Raw genomic sequence first — 23,581 nt, forward strand, 5'->3', positions numbered from 1 at the left:
TACCCGCGCCCGCCCCGGTCCCCCATGATGTGCCGTTCTGGCGAACGAAAGCCCAGGTCGGCACCGCCACAACGACCCATCATCGGGAGAGCCAGCCGTAGTCGACGGAGCGCTCATCCGTATCGAGGTCGCGGGTCAGCCGGACGAGCAGGTGTCGTCCGGCGAGCCGCTCGGCGACGCCCTCGCCCCATTCGACGACGACCACCGAATCGGTGAGGTCGGTGTCGAGGTCGAGCGCATCGAGTTCATCCAGATCGCCGAGCCGGTAGGCATCGACGTGGATCATCGCCGGCCGGCCCGGTCCCCCGGACCGGTGCTCGCGCGCGATGATGAACGTGGGTGAGGTGATCCGGCCCTGCACCCCGAGGCCGGCCCCGATCCCCCGCGCCATCGCGGTCTTGCCTGCCCCCAATGGGCCGTCGAGTATCACGAGATCGCCGGCCGAGAGTTCCGCCGCGAGTTCTCGGCCGAAAGCCTCGGTGTCGTCGACGGTGGGTAACTGCCGACGATGTGGCAGGTCCTCCTGATGTCGCGGCTCGGAACTCACTGCCCGGCAACCCTCCGGACCAGCGCAGCGATCGCCGCGGTGATCACCGCGGGGTTCTCCAGCATCACCATGTGCCCGCAGTCGGCCACCCCGACGAGCTCACACTTCGGGCTCAACTTGTTATGTAGTTCAACCGAGTTCGGCAAGGGCGTCACCTTGTCCTCGTACCCACAAGCCACCATCGTGTCGACCCCGGAGAGCACTGCCAGACCGGCCGTCTCGTCGTGCTCTTCGAGAGCTCGCAGGAAGTTGACGACGGTGTCGATCCGGGTGCGCTGGATCACCGACTCCACGAACTCGGCGACCGCCGGAGAATGGAACGTCGAACCGAAGCTGCCCGCGGTCAGCACCGGCGCCATCAGCAGCCTGGTCAGCCCGCGGCCTGCCTCCACCGCCCGGGGCGCTTGCCGCACGGAGAGCCGGAAAGCGTCGACGAGTGGGTTCTGGAGTCCGCGACCCAGGCCCGCCTCGGCGATGCCGTGCGCCGCGGATGCAACCAGCCCCACGCCGATCACCCTTGTACCGAACAACTCCGGACGTCTGCTCGCCAAAGCCATGATGGCCATACCGCCCATCGAATGCCCGACCAGGACGACCGGTCCCACAGGCACCACTGACCGCAGGACGGCTTCGAGGTCGGCAGCCATCTGCGTGATGGTGCACGACTTGGGTGAGGCCTGCCCGGACTCGCCGTGGCCGCGGTGGTCGAAGAACACCATGCGTACGTCGTCACCCCACTGCGTGGCGAGGTCGCGGCGCTGGAAATGCCATGTCGACATTCGCAGGCAGAATCCGTGGACGAACACGACGGTCAATGGTGCATCCGAGGGTCCGACCTCCCGGACGGCCAGTGGCACACCGTCATCGGCGACGACGATACTCGCGTGGTCGTCGTAGATCAGACCGAAGTCCTCGATGGAGTTCGGATCCACAGACGTCGGTGCGCGACGGGTGATCGAACGCACGGCAGCGCCGACCGCCAGGGCGCCGAGGGTCGCGACACCGGCGGATCCGGCCAAGATCTCGAGCCGTCCAGAACGTTCCATCTATGTCGCCCCGATGTCGTGGGTGCTGCGCGGGCGGGTGTCGGGGGTGCCTACGGGTTCGCTGCTGTACGTGCGGATCGTGCGACCCCGGATGCCGGATACGATCTCGTAGTCGATGGACCCGATGGCCTCGGCCCAGTCCAGCGCGGTCGGTCCACCACCGGCACCCGTCCCGAACAGAATGGCCCGATCGCCTTCGGCGACACCACCACCGTCGGGTCCGACATCGACCACCATCTGGTCCATGCAGACACGGCCGACGCCGGGGAACCCGTGGCCGTTGATGTGCACCCGGAGTTGGTTGGACACCAGCCGTGGCACCCCGTCCGCGTAGCCGGCCGGCAGCAACGCGACAGTGGTATCTCGCGGCGCCACCCACGTGTGACTGTACGAAACCCCTTGCCCCGCTTTGATCTTTTTTACCGAGAGAACCTCGGCCGAGAGTGTCATGACCGGCACCAGCCCGAAGTCGCCGTACTCGGGTGCCGGAGAACGGCCGTAGACGGCGATGCCGGGCCGGACCAGGTCACGGGCGAGATCGGGTCTCATCAGCGTCGCCGCCGAGTTCGCGATGTGCTGCACCTGCGGACGCGCACCCACTCGAACCAGGTCGGCCACGGCCTCGTCGAAGCGCCGCGCCTGCAGGTCGTTCTCGGGATGCTGCGGTTCGTCTCCTCGTACCAGGTGGGTCATCGCACCGCGAAGGACGATCGATTGCTCGGCAACGGCTTTCGCCAGCCCGGCAGCGATCTCATCCCATTCCGCAGGCGCGACACCGTTGCGGGCCAGGCCGGTGTCGATCTTGACCGTCACCGAGGCGCTTTGACCGACCACCCGGGCCGCGGCCACAACCGCGTCCAGTTGTCTGGGCGAGGAGACGCCGACCTGGACGTCGGCAGCGATGGCTCCGGCGAAGTCGGAGCCTCGACTGTGCAGCCAGGCCAGGATGGGCGCGCTCACCCCGTCGCGGCGTACGGCCAGTGCCTCGTCGATCGTCGCCACGCCGAGTTCGGCCGCGCCCGCCGCGAGGGCGGCTCGCGCCACCTGCACCGCGCCGTGTCCGTACCCGTCGGCCTTGACGACCGCCATCACCTGCGCAGTCGTGTGCGACCGCAAGATGTCGATGTTGTGGGCGACCGCAGAGAGATCGATGTGTGCCTCGAGCGCCGGAGAGTTCATCGCTTGTCATCTTCCCATCCGGTCGGGCCGGCGTCGCGGGTCCGCTCGACGAGCAACGTGCGCAGCGTCGGTGATACTGCGCGCACCAGCGCCGATGCCCCGATCGGGGCAGCCCCTGTGGTATTCGACATCGATCCCGCGGACGCGGTGATCGCGGCACGGGCATGCACCCGCGCTGCGGCGGCGGCGGCGAGGGGGGCCGCGATACCGGCGGCGAGCAGGCTGCCCGCGATGCCGGAGAGCACGTCGCCCGCGCCGGCACTCGCAGCCCACGAGGATTGTGCGTCGTTGACCAGCACGTCTCCGTCCGGTGAGGCGATCAGGGTGGCCCGGCCCTTGAGCAGCACCGTCACGCCCAATTCGGCGGCGAGTCCGCGCACGGCCCCCACCCGGTCCGCACCCACCTCGGCGCCGGTGAGACGGGCGAACTCCCCCGCATGCGGGGTGAGCAGCGTCGGCGCGCTGCGGCCGACGACGAGCTCCCGATGCTGCGCCAGCAACGTCAGGCCATCGGCGTCGATGAGGACCGGCACATCGGTGTCCAACACGTGCCGCAGTCGCCGCAATCCGGCGTCTTCGGTACCTGCACCGGGCCCGACCACCCAGGCCTGCACCTTGCCCGCATCTTCGGGTTCTTCGGTCGCGATCACCTCAGGATAGTGCGAAAGGACTTGTGGCCCTGCAGCACCGGCGTACCGGACCATGCCGGATGTAGCCGAGACCGCTGCGCCGCTACACAACACGCCGGCTCCCGGATACCGCGCCGACCCCGCGACGATGCCGACCACACCCTGGCTGTACTTGTCGTCCGTCGGTCCGGGAAGAGGCCACAGCCGCGCGACCTCGTCGTCGGTCAGCTGTCGCAGCGTCGGCTCGTGCGCCGTGATTCCGATGTCTGCCAACACTGTTCGACCGCACTGCGGTGCCGCGAGTACATGTGCGATCCGGAACGCCCCGAAGGTGACGGTGACCGCGGCACGGACGGCGGGGGCGTTGACCTGACCGGTGTCCGCGTCGACCCCGGACGGCAGGTCCACCGACACGACCGGCACAGTCAATGACTCGACGAGGGCGGCAGCCGCGGGCCGCAGAGGTCCTCTACCACTGAGGCCGACGATTCCGTCGATCACGAGATCAAGTCCGGCAGAGAATGTCTCGACGACGCGTCCACCGGCGCGCCGGAAGCTCTTCAGCCCGGCGGCGTGCGTCCGCTCACCGCCGAGCAGAATCGCCTCGACATGGACCCCGCGGCGCCGGAGCATCGCTGCCGCGTGCAGCGCGTCGCCACCGTTGTCGCCGGCACCCGCCAGTACACCGACACAACGACCATAACAACCACCGTTGCGCGTACGTAGTTCCGCGGCAACGACATCGGCGACGGCGTGGGCCGCCCGACCCATCAGCACACCGCGTTCGAGCAGGTCCCCGGTCGCCTCTTCGGCGGCCCGGATCTGCTCGGCACTGAAGTAACCGATCATGGTCTGTGGTCGCGCCCTTACTCGACGGTGACGGACTTGGCCAGGTTTCGCGGCTTGTCCACGTCGTAACCCCTGGCCTGGGCCACCGCGGCGGCAAAGACCTGCAGCGGCACCGTGGACACCAGAGGCTGCAGCAGGGTGGGTACCTGCGGGATCCGGATCAGGTGGTCAGCAACGTCGAGCACGGTGTCGTCACCGTCCTCGGCAATGACGATCGTGGTCGCACCACGCGCCTGGATCTCGCGGATGTTGCTGACCATCTTCGAGTGCAGCACCGCTCTGCCCGTGGGCGACGGCATGACGATGATGACCGGGAGGTTGTCTTCGATCAGAGCGATGGGACCGTGCTTGAGCTCGCCCGCAGCGAATCCCTCGGCGTGCATGTACGCCAGTTCTTTGAGTTTCAGCGCACCCTCGAGTGCCACGGGGTAACCCACGTGCCGCCCCAGGAAGAGGACTGTGGGGCTGGCGCTCAGGGAGCGAGCCAATTCCCGAACCGGTTCGACCGTCTCGAGCACCTTCTCGACAGCGGCCGGCATTGCCTCGAGGGCAGCGAACTCGCGGGCGACCTCATCCGGGTACTTGGTTCCGCGCGCCTGTGCCAGCGCCAGCCCGACGAGGTACGTCGCGGTGATCTGCGCCAAGAAGCACTTTGTCGACGCGACACCGATCTCGGGCCCGGCGTGGGTGTAGAGCACCGCGTCGGACTCGCGCGGAATCTGGGCCCCGTTGGTGTTACAGATCGCCAGGACACGAGCCTTCTGCTCTTTCGCGTGCCGAACGGCCTCCAAGGTGTCTGCCGTCTCACCCGACTGCGAGATGGCGACCACCAAGGTCGAGCGGTCCAGAACCGGGTCGCGATACCGGAACTCGCTGGCCAGTTCGACCTCGACGGGGAGCCTCGTCCAGTGCTCTATGGCGTACTTCGACAGCAATCCGGCGTGATAGGCGGTGCCGCAGGCAACGACGAAGATCTTGTCGATGTCGCGCAGGTCCTCATCGGTCAGGCGCTGCTCGTCGAGGATGATCCGCCCGTTCTCGAAGTGCCCGAGCAGGGTGTCGGCGAGCGCCTGCGGCTGCTCGGCGATCTCTTTGAGCATGAAATAGTCGTAGCCACCTTTTTCGGCGGCGGCGAGGTCCCAGTCGATGTGAAAGGGCCTGCCGGGCTCGGCATTGCCCGTGAAGTCGGTGATCTTGTAGGTGTCGGCCGTGATCACCACCACCTGGTCTTGACCGAGCTCCACCGCTTCGCGGGTGTGTTCGATGAACGCGGCGACGTCCGAGCCGACGAACATCTCGTTCTCCCCGACGCCGACGACCAATGGTGTCGAGCGCCGGGCTGCGACGATCGTGTCGGCGTGATCGGCATGGGTGAAGACGAGCGTGAACGCGCCCTCGAGCCGGCCCAGCACTGCGTAGGCACTGCCGACGAAGTCACCCGCGGTAGGACCCGACGCGTACTGAAGGGCCATCAGGTGGACCGCTACCTCTGTGTCGGTGTCGGAGCTGAACTCGATACCGGCCTGTTCGACCTCGCTGCGCAATGCTGCGAAGTTCTCGATGATCCCGTTGTGGACGACGGCGATTTTGCCGTCAATGCTGGTGTGAGGATGGGCATTGCGGTCGGTGGGGCGACCGTGGGTGGCCCATCGGGTGTGCCCCATGCCGGTCGTACCGGCAAACGCGTCTCGGCCAAGGGTGGCGAGTTCCTTGTCGAGGTTCTCGAGCCGCCCGGCCTTCTTCTCCACCGCGGTGTGTCCGGCCCCGTCGAGAATGGCGACGCCGGCCGAGTCGTACCCGCGGTATTCCATCCGTCGCAGTGCCTCGACAACAATCTCGAGAGCATCGCGTTTGCCCACGTATCCGACGATTCCACACATAGTGCTACAGGGTACTTGCCGACTTCGGCAGGACAGAATCTTCAAACGTCAGCACGAAGTTCGTCATTCGAGATGACACGAAATGACGTTGTGGGCTACAGTGAGCGAACTCTTGGAGTTCACGGGCCAGAGCCCGCGAGAGTCGAGGGGGATGCGTCGGTTGGGACGCCATCGATACGTTCGATCCGTATGTCCTCCACCACCGGTGGTCAGTGATCCACCACAGTCGGCGTCAAACGTCCACCGAATTTCGGTGGACGTTTTTTTGGCGTTTAGCCAGGTCGCCCCATCGTCGGCAATTGCGCCATTTCCCTTCTGTAACCAGGTATTCCGCGCTGTTAGCCGGTACCTTTTTCCTGCAGGCTCATCGACGACCAAGGGCACCGAAGGACACCAATGAACTGGCTGTGGGAAACATCGGTGCTCGACGGCTGGGTGCCGTGGACCATTCTGATCCTGGGAATCCTGGGATTGGCATGGCTGATCCTGCTGTTCCAGAAGGTTTACCTCCTGTACGTGGTCCCACTGGCGGCAGTCGTGGCGATACTGCTGGTGATTCTGGCCAAATGGCTCATCGAAGACGTGTGGAAGCTGTTCTCCGACCCGATACCGCTCAACTGCTACATCTGGGGCGGACTCGCAGTGTTCGCGATCCTCCTCCTCGTTCCCCGGCTCATCCGAGGTAGCGGCGTCTTCGGCCGGATCATCACGGTGCTGGCCACCGTCTTTGCCGTGACGATGGCTTTTTCGCAGATCAATGAACATTTCAGTGAGTACCCGACGGTCGGGTCCGTGTTCGGGATCAACAACGTCAAGACGATCTCTCTCGAGGAAGCCCGAAACAACGACATCAAGACCGTCGAACTGAGTCAATGGAAGAAGCCGAGCAGCCTTCCCGGCGGGGGCGCCGTCATCACCGCCCCGATTCCTGGCACGACCTCGAATTTCAACGCCCGGCCCGCCAAGATCTATCTACCGCCCGCCTACTTCACCGAACCGCGTCCCTTGCTCCCGGTGCTGGTCCTGATGGCCGGGCAACCCGGCTCACCCGAGGATTGGCTCGTCGGCGGTCGCCTCACCCAGACCATGGACCAATACGCCGGCGCCAACGAAGGACTGTCCCCTGTCGTGGTGGTCGCCGATGCCACCGGCGACGAACTCGCCAATCCGCTCTGTATGGACTCCAAACTCGGCAACGTGGCGGCGTACCTCGCCAAAGACGTCCCGGACTGGACGAAGGGAAACCTGCAGGTCGACTCCGACCCCAAGGCCTGGGCGATCGGCGGACTCTCGTACGGCGGCACGTGTTCGCTTCAGATGACCACCAACTACCCCGAGATCTACCCGACATTCCTCGACATGTCCGGGCAGCTCGAGCCGACCCTCGGTGATCGCAAACGCACCGTCGACCAGGCCTTCGGTGGCGACTCGGCGAAGTTCACCGCCGTCAATCCGATGGACATCATGAAGACCAAGCAGTTCCCGGGAGTCGCGGGCGCATTCGTCGTCGGTAAGGACGACGCCGAGTACCGGCCAGGCCTGACCCAGGTGTTCCAGGCAGCGCAGGCGGCGGGGATGGACGTCCATTTCGACACCGTTCCAGGAGGACATTCGTTCGCCGTGTGGTCCGCTGGACTCAAACTCGAGATGCCATGGCTCGGCAAACGCCTGGGTTTGCCGTGAACTGGGCAATAATTCTGTTCACAAGCGACATTTCGCACACCGCTCGCACACTCACCCCGCACAGCGAGACACAGCTCGCACGTCCGGCAACGAACGAAAGGCGCCGATGAGCACGACCGACACCCCCAGCGAGGCACCCCCGTCCGAGCAGGCGGCGGCCCCATCGCCCCTCGCGAAGGTGTTCGGTGCCATCAGCTGGACTGCGCGCAAAGTACCGTTCACGACCACAGTCGTCGTGGCGATCATCGTCATCGGCATCGTCACCGGCGCCCTGTGGGAGACGGTCGGCGACAAGAGCTGGTTCAACGACATCGCGTACGGCTATCCACCGCTGACCGAGAGCAAATGGTGGACTCCGCTGTCGGGCATGTTGTTCAAGTCCAGTCCGCTCAGCTACCTCTTCATCACGCTGCTGTTCGCGATCTTCGTGGGCTGGAGTGAATGGCTCCTGGGCACGGTCAGGGTGGCGATCGTCACCGTCGTGGGGCAGCTCATCGGCGTGCTCGGTGCCATCGCCTTCATCGCGATCTTCCGTCCGACGAGCTGGGCCTGGGTCGATCACCTCGCCGAGGTGCGCGACGTGGGCGTCACCACCGCCATCGTCGCCGCGATCGCCGCCGCAAGCGCCACCCTCAAATCGCCGTGGCGCCTACGGGTCCGGGCTGTTCTCCTGGCGTATGTGGCGATCTCGTTCCTGTTCGAAGGCAAGCTGGCGGATGTGACCCACCTGATCGCGGTGGTGGTCATGCTGATCGTCGGCGAGCGGTTCTTCAGCAAGAGCGAGTCCGGTGTCATGCCTCGTACCCGCCAGGAAATCCGGATGATCAGCTTCCTCGGTCTGGTCCTCATCGGAGTCGTCAACATCGCGGTCGCGGTGTTCCCAGGTGACGGGCCGTTCGGGCCGACGGACTCGAACGACAGCCTCAGCTGGGGTTCGATAGTCAGCGTCCTGATCGTGCTGCTCATCGCCGACCAACTCCGCCGAGGCCGTAAATGGGCCTGGTGGGTCACCGTCGTCTATGGCCTGCTGTACATCGCCTTGCTGGTTCTGGTCCTCATTGCCGTGATCACCTCGAGTTTCGAGGGCAAGGGCGCCGTCACCGTCGGTACCGGACTTCTCTGGATCGTCGAGCTGACCCTGCTGTTCGGTGGCCGCTATGCGTTCATGGTCCCGCTGAACAGCCGGAAAGCCATGGCGGGCATGGGTGGTTCGAATCCCGCAGAACAGGTCCGCAGCCTCCTGAAGAAGTACGGCGGCAGCACCATGAGCTGGATGATCACCTGGGAGAACAACCAATACGCGTTCACCAAGGACGGCGAGGGCGTAATCGGTTACCAACGTCCCGCAGGCACCGTGCTCGCGTTGGCCGATCCCGTCTGTGCGCCAGAAAAACTCGAGGAGACCATCCGCGAGTTCACCGATATGGCCGAGAACAGCGCTCGGATCCCGTGCTGGTTCTCCGTCAGCGAGGCCACCGCCTCCATCGCCCGCGACATGGGCTGGCGAACCCTGCAGATCGCCGAGGACACGATCATCGACCTCCCGACGCTGGCCTTCAAAGGCAAACCGTGGCAGGACATCCGATCGGCTCTCAACCGGGCGAAGAAGGAGGGCATCACCTTCAAACTCACGACCCTGAAGGACGAACCCTTCGCAGTCGTGGCGCAGGTGCGGGCGATCTCCGAAGAGTGGGTGGGCGACAAGGGCCTACCCGAGATGGGCTTCACGCTCGGCAGTGTCGAAGAGGCCCTCGACCCCGAGGTCCGGGTGGCCCTGGCCATCGACGACACCGGGTCCGTACACGGCGTGTTGTCGTGGCTGCCTGTTTTCGGCAGCGGAGACACCATGCGCGGCTGGACGCTGGACGTGATGCGCAGACGCGACGACGGCTTTCGGCCGTGCATCGAGTTCCTCATCGCGAGTTCCGCCCTCGCGTTCAAAGCCGAGGGCGCCGAGATCCTCTCGTTGTCGGGAGCACCGCTCGCACGGGCCGAGGACGAGGCCGGCGAGGTGGTGGCGATGGACCGGATGCTCGACATGATGGGTGCAGCGATGGAGCCGTTCTACGGCTTCCGGTCGTTGCACGCGTTCAAGATGAAGTTCCAACCCCGCTACGAACCGGTCTACATGTGCTTCCGGGACGAGGGCGACCTACCGCGTATCGGAGTCGCGCTCACCCGCGCCTACCTTCCGAACGCCACTCCCGGTCAGATGATCAAACTCGCAACCACCCGGGAATAGCTCGATCGTGGTGGGTTTTGGTGAGCAAACCTGCAGGTCGCGCTCGCCAAAACCCACCATCATCGGATCAGTCGGCGGTGGCGCCGAGCTTGGTTGACGCCTGCGAACGAGCACGCTGCGCTTCGATCTCCGCATCGAACTCCGCCCGCCAATTCACCGTCATCGGCAAGCCACGTGTCACGGCCTCCTCGGCAGACAACTCGACCGGGAACCCGAACGTGTCGGACAACTTGAACAGATCCTTACCGGTCACCGTCTCGCCGGTCTTGCCGAGCCGCTTGAGTTCGCGCAGCCCCTTGCCGAGAGTGCGACGGAAGGACCGCTCCTCCTTTTCCAGCACCTCGATCACGTTCTCGCGGCGCTCGGCGACTTCCGGGTAGGCGTCGGTGTAGAGATCTGCGACCACCGGTACGAGCTGCGTCAGCAGCTTGTCCTGGACGCCGAGCTGGTGAGCGAACCGGATCGCCCGGCGCACCAGCCGGCGCATCACGTATCCCTGTTCCTTGTTCGACGGCACCACGCCGTCCACCGCGAGGAAGACCGCGCCACGGATGTGGTCGGCGATGACCCGCATCGCCACGGTGTTCTCGTCGTACCCGACCCCGGACAATTCCTCGATCTTCTGCACGATCGGCCACAGCAGACTGATCCGGTACACATCAGGACTGTCGATCGACGCGGCCGCGATCCGTTCGAGGCCACCGCCGTAATCGACGTTGAGTTTGGGCAATTCGGCGAAGCCCTCCACCGTCTTGGCGTATTGCATGAACACCGAGTTGCCGATCTCCATGTACTGCCCACCGTCGGAGTTCTGATGTGGGTACTTGCCGAACGCGGTGTCGTGCTCGACCTGCGGGAAGTAGTAGAAGACCTCACTGTCGGGCCCGCCGGGATCGCCGACCGGCATCGTCTCCGGTCCACCGGACCGCGACCACCAGTTCTTGTCGCTGTAGTACGCGATCCGCGCGCCCTGGTTGCCGACCTCGTTGCCGTGTTCTTCGGTCAGCAACACCACCCGGTCGGCGGAAACCCCGGCCTTGGTGAACAATTCGGTCCAGATGTCGGCGCTCTCGTCATCCCGCGGAATTCCGTTCTCGGGATCGCCCGAAAACACGGTCACGTAGATGCGATTCGGGTCGAGACCTACGATCTCGGTGAGGAAATGCCAGAACAACGGGATCTGCTCACTCTTGAAGTAGTCGCCGAGACTCCAGTTCCCGAGCATCTCGAAGAACGTCGTGTGCCGGTTGTCGCCCACCTCTTCGATGTCCTGCGACCTCAGGCACGTCTGCGAATCAGCAAGTCGCTTCCCCGACGGGTGTTCGGCACCGAGCAGGTACTTGAGTAGCGGCTGCATGCCGCTGCCCGTGAACAGCGTCGTCGGGTCATCTTTGGGCACAAGCGGTGCGCGGGGAATCACGGTATGACCGCGTTCGGTCATCAACGCGAGATAGGCACTGCGGATCTCATTGGCATCCATGCGGATTACTCTGCCAAGTTCGGGCCCTGAATGCGCGGTGAATGGCGTGGTCCGTCAAAATACCGAGCAGCGGGCCGGGGGTGCTGCCGGTCCGAAGCACGATCCCCTAGAGTCAGATCGTGGCCAACCCCAAGAAGCTCCTTTCGCAGCTGTCCAAGACCGGACCGCACAAGGTTCTGCGCGGCGACATGGCGATCGTCGGGTTACCCGGCACCCTCTATGCCCCTGCCGAGGGGAAGGACCTCCCGGGAATCGCCTTCGGCCACGGCTGGCTCACCGGCGCCAAGCAGTACTACAAAACCCTGGCGCACCTGGCGTCGTGGGGCATTGTCGCCGCGGCTCCGACCACCGAGAAGGGCATGCTGGCGTCGGATCAGGGACTCGCCGCCGACCTGGAGACAACGTTGTCGGTGATCAGCGAGGTCCGGCTGGGTGCAGGCGACATCACCGTCCACAAACATCGACTGGGTCTGACCGGCCACGGCTTCGGTGCCTCGGCCGCAACTCTCGCCGCCGCCCGAAGCGATCGGGCCAAAGCACTTGCCGCACTCTTTCCGGCTCCGACGAGCAGCGCGGTCCTGCCTGCCGCGCGCGAGGTCACGGTGCCGGCTCTGATCGTCGTCGCGCCGGGCGAACTCGAGTCGATGACGTCCAACGCGCTCGCTCTGCGGCGTGCCCTCCGCGCCGATCACACTGTGCTCCGGATGGCACCGCGGACCGAGAACCGGGGTCTGGCCGAAGGTTTCAGTGTGCGATCCAAGCTCGGAGCCGGCGGCAACGACAGGAAGACCCAGAAGATCAGCAGGGGCGTCCTCACCGGGTTCCTGCTCCATCAGCTCACCGAGGACAGCAAGTACGCCGCGTTCAGCGACCCGGACGCCGGCCTCGGCAAGCTCTTGACCGTCGATCCCGACGCGCTCCCGCCAGGCACAGAAGACCTGATCGATCCGCTGACCCGACTGTTGCGGAAGTAAGTTCTCCGACCGCTCAGCGGTCGGTGAGCCAGCCGCTCGAGAACGAGAAATCCATCGTCCCGTCCTGCTCGTCATCGTTGCGATGAGCCGGCAGCGGTTCGTCGGCGACGGGGACCGACGTAGGCGTCGGGATGGCCGCGGGCACCGAGGCCGCACCCCGCGCCCCGGGCGCCGGAGTGTGGGGACTGAGGTCGATGTCGTCGGCGGGCAACAGGATTGCACCCCGTGCCGCAATCGCTGCGCGGGTACTGCCGCGGCGATGGTCGGCGTTCTCGATTGCGATCCGAAGTCGTTCCTCGAGTGCGCGCTGTTGGTCTCGGTAGGTTCGCACCGCGGATCCGGTCTCTGCCCGTGCGCGTTCGGCGATCGAATCGAAGAGATCCGCGATGCTCATTGGTCACCCGCCAGGGCGAGAACACCGTCGTCGCCAGGTGCGGGTGGGCTTTGATCGGTGGCTTGCGGCGCGACCTGGGTGCTCGGCTCCGGTAGCCGCGCCGGGTGTGGATTCGGGACTTGCCCGCTGGGAGCCGTTCCAGGAGTCACCGGCACCGGGCAGGTGTCGGTTTCGGGCTCTGGCGTGGGTGGTGGTTTTTGCGTCTCGCTCGGTTCGTCGGTCGCACCGCTCTCGGGCGGGCCGACCGCAACAGGGTGATCGGGCCCGTCCGGCCCATCCGCGCAGCCTTGATCTGCGTTGTCCGGGGACGTTCCCCCGCCACTGACGGTCGAGCTCGAGGAACGGCAATCGTCTCCGACCTCGCGTTCGGTGGTCTTCTCACCCAGGGCCGGCGACGCCCCGTCCGGGGGCCCGGCGACCTGCGGAGCTCCGGCAGACCCACCGACCGCCTGCACTGGATGACCGTCGGACTGCACTGAGATCACGGCATCGACGACACCGATCACGGCCCCTGCCACCGCCTGGCTGACTGCTCCGACAAGCGGCCCCAGCAACCCGGTGAGTTCGGGGAGCTCGGTGCCACCCGACGACGCAACCGTTGGTGCGGTGATATGACCTGCGGCAGAGCCCGACCCTGCCGCGATCACCGCCCCGGCACGGGGATCGGTCACCGGCACAGCGGGAGTCGCCGGCGGCCCGCTCACTGGTTCAGCAGGCGTTGCTGTTCCCGAGGACGGTTCAGCCGTCCCTCCAGATCCGCCAGGAACCACGGGGCTGTCGGCACAGACCGGGCCGGAGCCATCCGCCGGGCCGGGGGCGGCAGCAGGAGCGCATGGTCTCGGCTGACCGCATGGGTATTCGGTGGTGTTGATGGCCTGAAGGCCGGTGCAGACCCCGGACAGAATGGCTTCCACCGCCTGATCGCAGGTGTTGACCGACGAGGTGAACAGGTTGACCGCGGCCGTGATCGCCGCGCGTAGTTCTTCTCGCGGAGCGGTTGCCAGCGATTCGACGATGCCGGTCCACGCGCGGATCGGCATGCCGAGCAGGATGTTCGCGTCGATGGTTCCGATAGCGGTGAACTTGGCAACCCGCGATATGTCGATACAGTCGGCGGCCACGAGCAATCCGGTCGCGAGCTCCCCGAGCGACGTGAGGTCCGCGTCTGCGCGGGGTAGGTGCGCCAAGAGCCGTTGGCGGGCAGCGGTTCCCGACCCATCGGGCCAACAATTGACCAGTGGTGCATCCTGCTCGTGCTGGTAGGCGACCTGGGCGGAGGCAGTGGTATGCACGTTCTGGAGGATCCGCCCATCTGCACGCAGTTGATGGGTGTTGATGTCCTCCGTCTCGAAGAACCGCGCCAAGAACGTGTCGAATGCCGGGAAGGCATCGAGACCCAAGCGCCGGGCCAGCGGAGCAACGTTGTCGAAGAAGCACACGCTCGCCCTGGCGACCTCGCGTACGGCCAAGAGCTCCTCGTCGAGAGCACTCGCCGACGGCGCAGGCGGGTTACCCATCGAGGCGACCTGGATCGCCACCGACGAACATGGCCGCGTTCGACGAGTCCTGCCCGGCCAGTGTGTCGGCGGCCGCGGTCAGCGCCTCACCGAACGTTCGGGACGAACCCGCGAGTGCATTCACCGACTGGGCCACCGCGAGAATGCCTGCGGCGTAGTCCGTCGCATGGGTGCCGTAGCGACTCCCCATGTGTGAGCCGAAGTCGCAGTCCACGAGTTCGGTCGCAGCGACGTGCACCGCTGCCGCGCTCTGCCCGAATACACCGCCCAGTGTTCGCAACGCCTCTGGGTCGACCCTGGTCTGATCAGCCATGTTGCCCTCCCGTGGATCAGACGCAGCGCCGACCGGGCCGGTTCCATGATCCGCCAGGATGATTCCGGACACCCTGCCGGGACGGTGTCCCTTGGTTCAGTCGAGCAGGTGCGCCACGGCATCGAGCAGAGCACGGGGACGCTGTGGCACGGGAACCGGCTGGACCAGCGTGAAGTCGCATCCCACGCCGCGGGCGCCACCGTCTGCCTCCTCGCTGTCCCCCACCATGAGTGCGCCCGGACCCGCAACGCCGAGGCTTCTCAGGGCCGAGGTGAAGATGGCCGGATCCGGTTTGGTGACACCGACCTCGTACGAGAGTGTGAACGTGTCGACGAGGCCACCCATGTCATGGACCTCGAAGACATCTCGGAGATCGAACGCGATGTTGCTGACCACGCCGACACCGATGCCTGCAGACCGAAGCGAACACAGGCACCGGGCAGTGTCGGGGTACGGCTCCCACGACCGCGGATCGATGACCCGCTCGTAAAGTGATTTCGCGTGCCCGGGCAAGGTCAGGCCGGAGCCCCGCAGGACCGCCAGGTACGCCTGTCGATGCAACGCAGGGTCGAGGTCCCGGCGCTGCCATGCCTAGCGGCCTTCGTCGTCGAGGTCGACGGGAATCCCCACCGGAGCCGTCATCCGGCGGATCAGCTCAGCCTGCGTATGACCCTGCAACGGATCGCCGGACCCATCGCGCAGGTGCGTGAACCACTCGGCGCGTTCGGTGAACCGGAAAAGTGTCCCCGAGAAGTCGAACAGGACGGCAGAATGTGCCGCGGCGGTGGACAATTCAGGCAGCCTCCACGGCCGCAGCGATCCTCGCGGCCACCGACTGCGCCTGCTCAGCGGTCGCCGCCTCGACCATCACCCGCACCAATTGCTCTGTACCGGAAGGGCGCAGCAAGACACGGCCCGTCGCACCCAGCTCCGTTTCCGCGTCGGCCACGGCCGCCTGTACGGATTGTGCTGCTGCCACCACATTCTTGTCTGCCACACGGACGTTGATCAGCACCTGCGGCAGGGCGTTCATGATCGCTGCCAACTCCGCCAACGACTTTCCAGTACTCGCCATCCGGCCCATGAGGGCCAGGCCGGTGAGGATACCGTCGCCAGTGGTGCCATGCGATGGGATGACCACGTGACCCGATTGTTCTCCGCCCAGAGAGAAGCCACCCGCCCGGAGTTCCTCCAGCACATAACGGTCGCCGACCGCGGTGGTGCGCACGGTGATTCCCGCGGCGGTCATCGCCAAGTGCAGGCCGAGGTTGCTCATCACAGTTGCGACCAGGGTGTCGTCCTTGAGGCTGCCCGCGTCCTTCATCGCGCTGGCGAGCACGGCCATGATCGCGTCACCATCGACGACGGCACCGGTGGCGTCGACGGCCAGGCACCGGTCGGCATCACCGTCGTGAGCCAGCCCGAGATCGGCTCCGTAGTCGAGCACCGCAGCCCGTACCTGGTCCAAATGTGTTGAGCCACAGTCGAGATTGATGTTCTCGCCATCGGGTTCGGCACTGAGTGCGATGACGGTGGCGCCGGCACTGCGATACGCCCGCGGTGCCGCGGTGTACGCCGCACCATGGGCACAGTCGACGACCACCGTCACGGGCTTGAGGTTCACGTCAACGATGCCGGACAGGTGATCGAGATAGGCATCGATGCCATCGGCAGCGTCGCGAACACGTCCGACTGCGGCACCGGTCGGTCGCACCACCGCGGCCCCCGCAGCCGCCTCGATGGCGTCTTCTGCAGCGTCGGAGAGTTTGTGACCGCCCGCAGCGAAGAACTTGATCCCGTTGTCGGGCATGGGGTTGTGGGACGCAGAGATCATCACACCGAATGCGGCGTCGTAAAAATCGGTCAGGTAGGCGACAGCCGGCGTCGGGACGACCCCTACACGTACGGCGTCGACACCGGCAGCGGTCAGCCCCGCGCACACCGCGGCTTCCAGCATCTCACCAGACGCCCTCGTGTCACGGCCGACCACGGCGACCGGCCGCGCGCGGTCATCAGGACCGCCCGCCGGGAGTACCCGGGCAGCGGCCTCGGCCAGCGACAACGCCAGCTCCGGCGTCAGGTCGGCGTTGGCCAACCCGCGGACTCCATCAGTTCCAAACAGTCGCCCCATCGACCATCCCTTTCTTCGAGATCTTTACGCGTTCGAGCCGGTGGACCCGCACCCCGAGTTGTCCGGTCAAAGCAACAGGCAGGCGTCCAGTGAAATCCTGAACGCCTGCCTGTGCCCAAGACCGCCTTGGTGCTCGCGGGTCCTGTAGAGAAATCAGCGCTTGCTGTACTGCGAAGCCTTACGGGCCTTCTTCAGGCCGTACTTCTTGCGCTCCACCGCACGCGGGTCACGGGTGAGGAAGCCGGCCTTCTTGAGGGCCGGACGATCGTCGGGAGTGACCTCGATCAACGCGCGGGCGATGGCCAGACGCAGGGCGCCCGCCTGACCCGACGGTCCGCCACCATGCAATTTCGCAGCGATGTCGAACGTGTCGCTCCGCTCCACCGTGACAAACGGGGCCTTGATCAGCTGCTGGTGCACCTTGTTGGGGAAGTACTCCTCGAGGGTGCGGCCGTTGAGCGTGAACCCGCCGGTACCCGGCGACATCCGGACGCGGACGACGGCCTCTTTACGGCGGCCGACGGTCTGGATCGGGCGATCGAATTCGACCGGTGCGCGGGTGGCGGCAGGCTCTGCGTCGACGCTGTCGTCGACCGAGTAGTCGTCGGCACCGAACTCGGCAACAACTTCTTCGGCCACAACTTCTTCGGCGGCCACGTCAGTCTGATCGGACACGTTCTGCTCCTCCGGCGCCGTCACTGGGCAACCTGGGTGATCTCGAAGGGGACGGGCTGCTGAGCCACGTGGGGATGATTCGGGCCGGCGTACACCTTCAGCTTCGAGGCCATGGCGTTTCCGAGCTTGGTCTTCGGGAGCATCCCGATGATCGCCTTCTCGACGAGGCGCTCCGGATGCGTCGCGATGGTCTCACCGACAGTGCGGGACTTCAGGCCGCCCGGATGACCGGAGTGACGGTAGAGCAGTTTGTCGTCGCGCTTGTTCCCGCTGACGGCAACCTTCTCGGCGTTGATGATGACGACGAAGTCGCCGCCATCCATGTGGGGTGCGTAGGTCGGCTTGTGCTTCCCGCGCAGGAGCGTTGCACTCTGCACGGCGAGGCGGCCGAGCACCACGTCGGTGGCATCGATGACATGCCACGTACGGGTGATGTCACCGGCCTTCGGGGTGTATGTAGGCACAGATAATCCTCTGTCTGATCGGATGGAGCTGGTCGGGCATGCGGCAGAGGTTGTTCCTGGCGACCAGTGGGGACCCAGGCCTCGACTTCGCCGATTTCAGGCGGTCGCGTACCAACCGACAACAGTACCGGCCAGGCACGCAGCAGGTCAAAACGCTCACGACCTGCGGCGCGGGCGCATGGAGATCATCGATCGGCGACACGCGCCGAACCGACCGCCATGATGCACTGCTCGTCGATGGACTCCCCCGCCGATCCGGCTTGACAACCCACGCTGACCTGCAGTCCGGCCGCGACGACGAGATACCACCGGATGGCTCCGCCGGACACCGGCACCTCGCGATAGCTGATGACCTCCCGGCCCGCGTAACGAGTGCTGGCGGAGAATTCCTGGACCACGTCGTCGCCGCGCTGGTCGATGCGGTTGCGCAGGCTGCCGGCCACCGACGACAGTGTCGAGGTGCTGCGGACCGCGTTCTGGAGCAAGATGATGCGCCGATCATCCTGCGGGGCGGCGAAGGTTGTGCGCGATACGACCCCCTCGGCGGCCGGTTCGCTGCTCTGCCGCCAATCCCCTGGCACCGCCAGCGACACGCGGCCGACCTGCGCCTGCCGATCCACCACGGCCGCCTGCGGCTGGGGTCCGTCCCGCACGACGACGGCGATCACCACGGCGACGGCCGCGATGGCGGTGAACACTGCGGCGACCAGCAGCGGTGTGCGACGGGATGGCCCCACAGGTGATGATGGACCGACGTCCGTGATGGGAGGCGGTACCGCGGTGGCGCCCCCGTACCGATGGACCAGAGCGCGGCGCACGCACGCCACCCGGCCGACCACGGTCTCGCGCTCGACGCGAGAGCGGACGGATTCGACCGCACCGGAATCGGCCCCGTCGACCAGGATCGCCTCGACCCCGTTGTCTGCCCGTTCCGCCACCAGCTCGGCGTAGGTCTGATCGGTGGCAACCGTTGTCGACGCGATCTGCCAGTCACCGCCTGCGCGCCGGACCTCGTGGATGTCGATGCGGCCGGCAACCTCGATGACGAGAGCCCGTTGAGCTGTGGCGTCCAGATGCGAGCGCGCGATGACGACGGCACGTGGGACGAGCTCCACCTCGCGGCCCGCCACCGTGGCAGCTTGCCGCAACACGGAGGTCCGCGTGGTCCCCCACGTGCTGGGATGGGCGACGGTGACGTCATCGACACCGGACAGTGCCTGGTCGAACAGCCGTCTCCACGCCTGCACCGAATGCAATCGTTCACCGTCGACGACGACCGTCGAGGCGTTGATCGCAGCCACCAGCGCACCCACCTGTTGCGGCGGACGTCCGCCGACCTCCAGCCGGTCATAGGCCACGTCGGCCACCGCCGCGCGCATCGGTGGCGCGTTCACAGCGGCGGCATGTGGGCGACCTGGATCATCTCCTGCGGACGCGAACGGGACACCAACTCGCCCCGTCCCGGGACCAGCTTCTGCAGGCGGACCCTGCCGAGCAGATACCCCTCGTCCCGGTCTCCGCTCATCAGGAGACCATCACAGGAGAGATCTTTGAGTCGACCGATGATCGGATCGAACAGGGCCCGCCCGGCGCCCCCGGAGCGACGGGCGACTATGAGATGCAGGCCGATGTCGCGGGCCTGGGCCAAGAAATCGAGCAACGGCGCCAGGGGGTTTCCGCTTCCCGTGGCCACCATGTCGTAGTCGTCGACGACGATGTAGACGTCCGGACCCGACCACCATCTGCGGTCCCGTAGCTGCTGCTGGGTGACGTCCGGGCCCGGTAGGCGCGCAGTGAAATAGGCTGCGAGCTCGGTGACCATCGGCGTCAGGGTCTGGGCGGACGTCGCGTATCCCGCAAGGTGATCGGTCTCGATCACACCGAGCATTGTGCGCCGATAATCGACGAGCACCACCTTCGTCTCGGTCGGAGAAGAGTTCTCGATCAGTCCGGCGACGATGTTTCGGAGCAGGTTCGTCTTGCCGTGCTCCACATCAGCGAACACCAGGAAGTGCGGCTGGGTCCGGAAGTCGAGGATGACCGGCGCGAGCTCGGCCTCACCGACGCCGATCGCGACCTCCCCCGGCGCGAGCGCGATGTCGGCATCGCGCAGGCGCGCCTGCACCTCGGACCTTTCGAGGTGGGAGGTCAACTTGCGAACGGCCATCGCCGCACGCCCGGGATACAGGGCCGAGATGGTCGCGACCGTGCTCGCCAGCGCGGCACTCAGGGTATCGAGACCGGTCTCCGAGTCGGTGCGCGGCAGCGCGACGAGCATGTGTAGCTGCTGCGCCGTGAGACCACGGCCGGGACGGCCTTCGGGTACCAGGCCGGCGACCTTGCGGCCCATCTCCGAATCGAGCGGATCCCCCAGTCGTAGTTCGAGTCTGCTGCCGATCAGATCCTTGATCGCCGGGCGGAACTCAGCCCAGCGCGCCGCCGTGAGGATGACGTGGACACCGTACGAAAGCCCCTGCGCGACAATTGTGTTGATCTGCGACTCCAGGAACTCGAACTCGCCGCGGATGACCGCGTACCCGTCGACGACGAGGAAGAGGTCGCCGAACACGTCGTCGGCGAGAACGGAATCGCCGGCCCGGCGGCGCGACCGGAAGTCCCGCATCGACTCGATACCCGCATCGGCGAAACGCAACTCGCGCGAGCGAATCACGGTCGTGACCTCCGCCACCGTTCGTCGTACGGCATCCATGTCCGACCGGCCGGCCACGGATCCGACGTGCGGCAGTCCGGCGATCCCGGCCAGGCTGCCGCCGCCGAAATCGAGGCAGTAGAACTGGACCTGTTCCGGCGTATGGGTGGCTGCGGCACCGAGGATCAGGGTCCGCACCGCGTTCGACTTACCCGATTGAGGTCCGCCGACGATGGCAACGTTGCCCCTCGACCCGGACACATCCACGGTCAGGATGTCGCGCCGTTGGTCGTAGGGTCGATCGACGATCCCCAACGGGAACTCGAGCCGACCGACCTGCGGACTCCGCCACTGCGGGACCAGCATGTCGATCGTCGGAGGCTGATCCAATGGAGGCAGCCACACCTCGTGCGCGGCCGGACCCTGTCCGGCCATGCGGTCGAGCACGGTGTCGAGCAGGGTCCGCACCGCGGGTCCCGCGACGGGCTCGGGTTCCGGCTCGCCCGAGACCGGAATCTCCTGTTCGACAACCGCATCCACGGGTATGCGATCGGCGGTGAACATCTTCAGCTGGCCTGCCCCCGCCATCGAAGGGAGCGATTCGAGTCCGAGGCCGGTCGGCGGGGTGTAAGGACCCGACACGTAACACGTGTTGAACCTGATGGGTTCGGCAGAATCACACTTGAGATATCCCGAGCCCGGGACATTCGGCAGATGGTAAGCGTCCGGCATACCGAGGACCGAACGGGACTCGTTGGCGGAGAAAGTCTTCAGGCCGATTCGATACGACAGATGACTGTCGAGCCCGCGCATCTTTCCCTCTTCGAGACGTTGCGAGGCGAGCAGCAGATGAATGTGCAGGGATCGTCCCAGTCGACCGATTGCGACGAAGAGATCGGCGAAGTCCGGTTTCTGCGCCAGCAGTTCGGAGAACTCGTCGACCACGATGAACAGCGCAGGCAGCGGTTCGAGCGGTGCACCCGACGCACGGGCCCGCTCGTAGTCGCCGACGTTTGCGAAATTGCCTGCCGCTCGCAGGACCTCCTGCCGCCGATTCATCTCACCGGAGAGAGCGTCGCGCATGCGATCGACCATCGACAACTCTTCTTCGAGGTTCGTGATGACCGCGGCCACGTGCGGTGCGGAGTCGAGACCCAGAAAAGTTGCGCCGCCTTTGAAGTCGACGAGCACCAGGTTCAGCGCCTCCGGCGAGTGCGAGGCGAGCATCGACAGCACCAGGGTCCGGAGGAACTCCGACTTTCCCGATCCGGTGGCGCCGATGCACAGACCGTGCGGCCCCATCCCACCTTCGGCGGCTTCCTTGATATCGATCTCGACCGGGGTACCGCTGGCCGAATAGCCGATCGGAACCCGCAGCCGCATCCGGGCGCTACGCGGCGCCCACGCGGTGTGCGGATCCAGCCGCGTCGCATCGGCGATGCCGAGCAGGTTCATCAAACCTGGATCCGAGGGGGCGGCCTCCTGTTCGAGGTTCACCAATTGGGCCGCGGTGGCGAGACGATAACGCGCCATCGCCCTGGCGAACGCTTCGGCCTCAGCGACCCCGAGCGAGTCCATGTCGGCGAACTCCTCGACCCCGAAAGCGCTACGCGCCCCGATCTTTCCCTCTCGCACCACCAACTGCAGTCCACGGCGCACGGCCAGTCCATCGGTGGGTGCGGAGAGATCGAGAATGCACACCGCCTCCATGCCGGCGTCGCCGACGATTCGTTCGTCACCGGAGACGAATCCGTCATCGATGACCACGACCAGCTGGGCCCGCGCTGCGCTCGGAGGCGCCGAGCGTGAGAAGCGGCCTCGCTCGAGCAGGTCGACGGCGAGATCATCCTCGAGGTCCGCCAGCGACCGGTAGACCATCCGGACCGAACCCATACCGTCGCGCTCATACGGATGCTGAAGATGCGGCAGCCACTTGCACCAATCCCATGCCTCGGCACCGGGATCTGCGGTGACCACCGCGATCAGCAACTGATCGGGTCCGTGGAAAGCGCACAGCTCCAGCACCATCGACCGGGCGAGCTGCCTGGTCTCTTGCCGTGCCCCTTCGATGTTGATCGCCGGGAACCCCCTCAGGGACACTGCGGTGGGCAACCCGTGGACCACCGAATGGGTCCGGACGAACCGGCGCAGCGCCACCGCGGACACCGGTTCGATGTCCTCGAGTGGTCCTGTCTCCGGTGGCATCAGGCGCGTCGCGAGCCGCTGCGACCCGACCCCGACGCGGACATGGCCGAAGTCACTGTCGCCGCGCCGCCGCTCCCACATGCGCCGTCCGCCCACCACCGCCAGCAACGCGGCCGGTTCGGGGTGACTCCATTCGAGGGCGTCGCGTTGCGCGGCACCGGTCTCGTGCACCTCGTCACGGACCTGGCACAGGTAGCGGAAGTAGTCTTTGCGCTCTTCGTTCAACTCGGCTGCGCGTTTGCCCCCGCCACGGTTCCCGGCGCCCGCGTACATGCCGAACATCGACATCAGCATCATCATCGGAAACATCATGAACAGCGGATTCGACAGCATGTTGCGCCCGCCGGTCACGAACATCATCGAGATCATGCCGACGACGGCGACCACCATCACCACGGGCATCATCTTCATCAGCAGGCTGCCGGGCACCACCCGAGGCACATCCGGCGGCACCTGGATGTTGACCTCGCCGCCGGGCGCACGTGGTACCGGAACCCGCGCTCGCCGCACGAATCCCTCTGTCGTCCCTGCCGTCACCGAAACATCATGGTTGTACGAACCCCACCCCTGAACCGAATGAATCCCCTGGCCGCACATCATCCACCATGGGCCGGTGTGGGGCACCCCGAAGGGTGCCATTTATCCACAGGAGACGAAGCGGAGCGGAGCTCGACCAGAGGACAGGAGACGAAGCGGAGCGGAGCTCGACCAGAGGACAGGAGA

17 protein-coding genes and 1 pseudogene are annotated in these 23,581 nt (G+C 65.9%); 3 read left to right on the forward strand and 15 right to left on the reverse strand.

Annotated features, from left to right (window positions below):
* Positions 1-79 precede the first annotated feature (79 nt).
* The 5 genes from tsaE to glmS are packed head-to-tail and all read right to left on the reverse strand — an operon-like array spanning position 80 to position 6,130.
* On the reverse strand, positions 80-547 hold the full coding sequence (tsaE, locus tag J3S28_RS20950; RefSeq protein WP_307797293.1) for a tRNA (adenosine(37)-N6)-threonylcarbamoyltransferase complex ATPase subunit type 1 TsaE: 468 nt from the start codon (positions 545-547) through the stop codon (positions 80-82).
* Complete coding sequence (locus J3S28_RS20955; protein ID WP_207842682.1) at positions 544-1,593, reverse strand: alpha/beta fold hydrolase; 1,050 nt, start codon at positions 1,591-1,593, stop codon at positions 544-546. Before J3S28_RS20955 ends, tsaE begins: the two co-directional genes overlap by 4 nt.
* On the reverse strand, positions 1,594-2,772 hold the full coding sequence (gene alr / locus J3S28_RS20960) for an alanine racemase (RefSeq protein ID WP_207842683.1): 1,179 nt from the start codon (positions 2,770-2,772) through the stop codon (positions 1,594-1,596).
* On the reverse strand, positions 2,769-4,250 hold the full coding sequence (locus J3S28_RS20965) for an NAD(P)H-hydrate dehydratase (RefSeq protein WP_207842684.1): 1,482 nt from the start codon (positions 4,248-4,250) through the stop codon (positions 2,769-2,771). Before J3S28_RS20965 ends, alr begins: the two co-directional genes overlap by 4 nt.
* A gap of 17 nt (positions 4,251-4,267) precedes the next feature.
* Positions 4,268-6,130 carry a glutamine--fructose-6-phosphate transaminase (isomerizing) gene (glmS, locus tag J3S28_RS20970; RefSeq protein WP_207842685.1) on the reverse strand — a complete coding sequence of 621 codons (1,863 nt, stop codon included), beginning with the start codon at positions 6,128-6,130 and terminating at the stop codon, positions 4,268-4,270.
* A 396-nt stretch (positions 6,131-6,526) separates the two neighbouring features.
* On the opposite strand from glmS, the gene J3S28_RS20975 reads away from it, so the two are divergent.
* Together J3S28_RS20975 and J3S28_RS20980 are read left to right on the forward strand one after the other, a co-directional pair.
* A complete protein-coding gene (locus J3S28_RS20975; RefSeq protein ID WP_207842686.1) occupies positions 6,527-7,813 on the forward strand; it encodes an alpha/beta hydrolase in 1,287 nt (428 codons plus the stop codon).
* A gap of 106 nt (positions 7,814-7,919) precedes the next feature.
* Positions 7,920-10,055: a bifunctional lysylphosphatidylglycerol flippase/synthetase MprF gene (locus J3S28_RS20980; RefSeq protein WP_207842687.1), complete on the forward strand. Its 2,136-nt coding sequence runs from the start codon at positions 7,920-7,922 to the stop codon at positions 10,053-10,055.
* 67 nt (positions 10,056-10,122) lie between these two features.
* Here J3S28_RS20980 and J3S28_RS20985 read toward each other — a convergent pair whose 3' ends face one another.
* The gene (locus J3S28_RS20985; RefSeq protein ID WP_207842688.1) at positions 10,123-11,535 is read right to left on the reverse strand and encodes an alanine--tRNA ligase-related protein; all 1,413 of its coding nucleotides are present in this window, start codon (positions 11,533-11,535) and stop codon (positions 10,123-10,125) included.
* Between the two features lie 119 nt (positions 11,536-11,654).
* On the opposite strand from J3S28_RS20985, the gene J3S28_RS20990 reads away from it, so the two are divergent.
* Positions 11,655-12,509 carry a dienelactone hydrolase family protein gene (locus J3S28_RS20990; protein WP_207842689.1) on the forward strand — a complete coding sequence of 285 codons (855 nt, stop codon included), beginning with the start codon at positions 11,655-11,657 and terminating at the stop codon, positions 12,507-12,509.
* Between the two features lie 13 nt (positions 12,510-12,522).
* On the opposite strand, the gene J3S28_RS20995 is transcribed toward J3S28_RS20990, so the two are convergent.
* From J3S28_RS20995 to eccCa, 9 genes and pseudogenes are all read right to left on the reverse strand, one after another.
* Positions 12,523-12,903, reverse strand: coding sequence for a hypothetical protein (locus J3S28_RS20995; protein ID WP_207842690.1), 381 nt, complete (start codon positions 12,901-12,903; stop codon positions 12,523-12,525).
* Complete coding sequence (locus J3S28_RS21000; RefSeq protein WP_207842691.1) at positions 12,900-14,441, reverse strand: hypothetical protein; 1,542 nt, start codon at positions 14,439-14,441, stop codon at positions 12,900-12,902. The genes J3S28_RS20995 and J3S28_RS21000 overlap by 4 nt, the downstream gene beginning before the upstream one ends.
* The gene (locus J3S28_RS21005) at positions 14,413-14,733 is read right to left on the reverse strand and encodes a type VII secretion target (RefSeq protein ID WP_207842692.1); all 321 of its coding nucleotides are present in this window, start codon (positions 14,731-14,733) and stop codon (positions 14,413-14,415) included. The genes J3S28_RS21000 and J3S28_RS21005 overlap by 29 nt, the downstream gene beginning before the upstream one ends.
* Before the next feature lie 96 nt (positions 14,734-14,829).
* A pseudogene (locus J3S28_RS21010) lies at positions 14,830-15,534 on the reverse strand (HAD family hydrolase).
* Entirely contained in the window at positions 15,527-16,864 is a 1,338-nt protein-coding gene (gene glmM, locus J3S28_RS21015) for a phosphoglucosamine mutase (protein ID WP_207842693.1), read from the reverse strand. The pseudogene J3S28_RS21010 and the gene glmM overlap by 8 nt, the downstream one beginning before the upstream one ends.
* A gap of 153 nt (positions 16,865-17,017) precedes the next feature.
* Complete coding sequence (gene rpsI, locus J3S28_RS21020) at positions 17,018-17,563, reverse strand: 30S ribosomal protein S9 (protein ID WP_084895283.1); 546 nt, start codon at positions 17,561-17,563, stop codon at positions 17,018-17,020.
* Positions 17,560-18,003 (reverse strand): 50S ribosomal protein L13, encoded by a 444-nt coding sequence (rplM, locus tag J3S28_RS21025; protein WP_084838382.1) that lies wholly within the window; start codon positions 18,001-18,003, stop codon positions 17,560-17,562. The genes rpsI and rplM overlap by 4 nt, the downstream gene beginning before the upstream one ends.
* A 185-nt stretch (positions 18,004-18,188) precedes the next feature.
* A complete protein-coding gene (locus J3S28_RS21030) occupies positions 18,189-19,397 on the reverse strand; it encodes a type VII secretion-associated protein (protein WP_207842694.1) in 1,209 nt (402 codons plus the stop codon).
* Positions 19,394-23,395, reverse strand: a complete 4,002-nt coding sequence (gene eccCa / locus J3S28_RS21035) for a type VII secretion protein EccCa (protein ID WP_307797295.1) — start codon at positions 23,393-23,395, stop codon at positions 19,394-19,396. The genes J3S28_RS21030 and eccCa overlap by 4 nt, the downstream gene beginning before the upstream one ends.
* Positions 23,396-23,581: the final 186 nt, after the last annotated feature.

The organism is Williamsia soli (genome assembly GCF_017377795.1).
Lineage (GTDB): Bacteria > Actinomycetota > Actinomycetes > Mycobacteriales > Mycobacteriaceae > Williamsia > Williamsia soli.

What these genes read in the sequence shown, in the direction of transcription:
- J3S28_RS20955 (WP_207842682.1), bottom strand. Translation starts at nt 1,593, where the DNA reads ATGGAACGTTCTGGACGGCTCGAGATCTTGGCCGGATCCGCCGGTGTC.
- alr (WP_207842683.1), bottom strand. Translation starts at nt 2,772, where the DNA reads ATGAACTCTCCGGCGCTCGAGGCACACATCGATCTCTCTGCGGTCGCC.
- J3S28_RS20965 (WP_207842684.1), bottom strand. Translation starts at nt 4,250, where the DNA reads ATGATCGGTTACTTCAGTGCCGAGCAGATCCGGGCCGCCGAAGAGGCG.
- glmS (WP_207842685.1), bottom strand. Translation starts at nt 6,130, where the DNA reads ATGTGTGGAATCGTCGGATACGTGGGCAAACGCGATGCTCTCGAGATT.
- J3S28_RS20975 (WP_207842686.1), top strand. Translation starts at nt 6,527, where the DNA reads ATGAACTGGCTGTGGGAAACATCGGTGCTCGACGGCTGGGTGCCGTGG.
- J3S28_RS20980 (WP_207842687.1), top strand. Translation starts at nt 7,920, where the DNA reads ATGAGCACGACCGACACCCCCAGCGAGGCACCCCCGTCCGAGCAGGCG.
- J3S28_RS20985 (WP_207842688.1), bottom strand. Translation starts at nt 11,535, where the DNA reads ATGGATGCCAATGAGATCCGCAGTGCCTATCTCGCGTTGATGACCGAA.
- J3S28_RS20995 (WP_207842690.1), bottom strand. Translation starts at nt 12,903, where the DNA reads ATGAGCATCGCGGATCTCTTCGATTCGATCGCCGAACGCGCACGGGCA.
- J3S28_RS21005 (WP_207842692.1), bottom strand. Translation starts at nt 14,733, where the DNA reads ATGGCTGATCAGACCAGGGTCGACCCAGAGGCGTTGCGAACACTGGGC.
- glmM (WP_207842693.1), bottom strand. Translation starts at nt 16,864, where the DNA reads ATGGGGCGACTGTTTGGAACTGATGGAGTCCGCGGGTTGGCCAACGCC.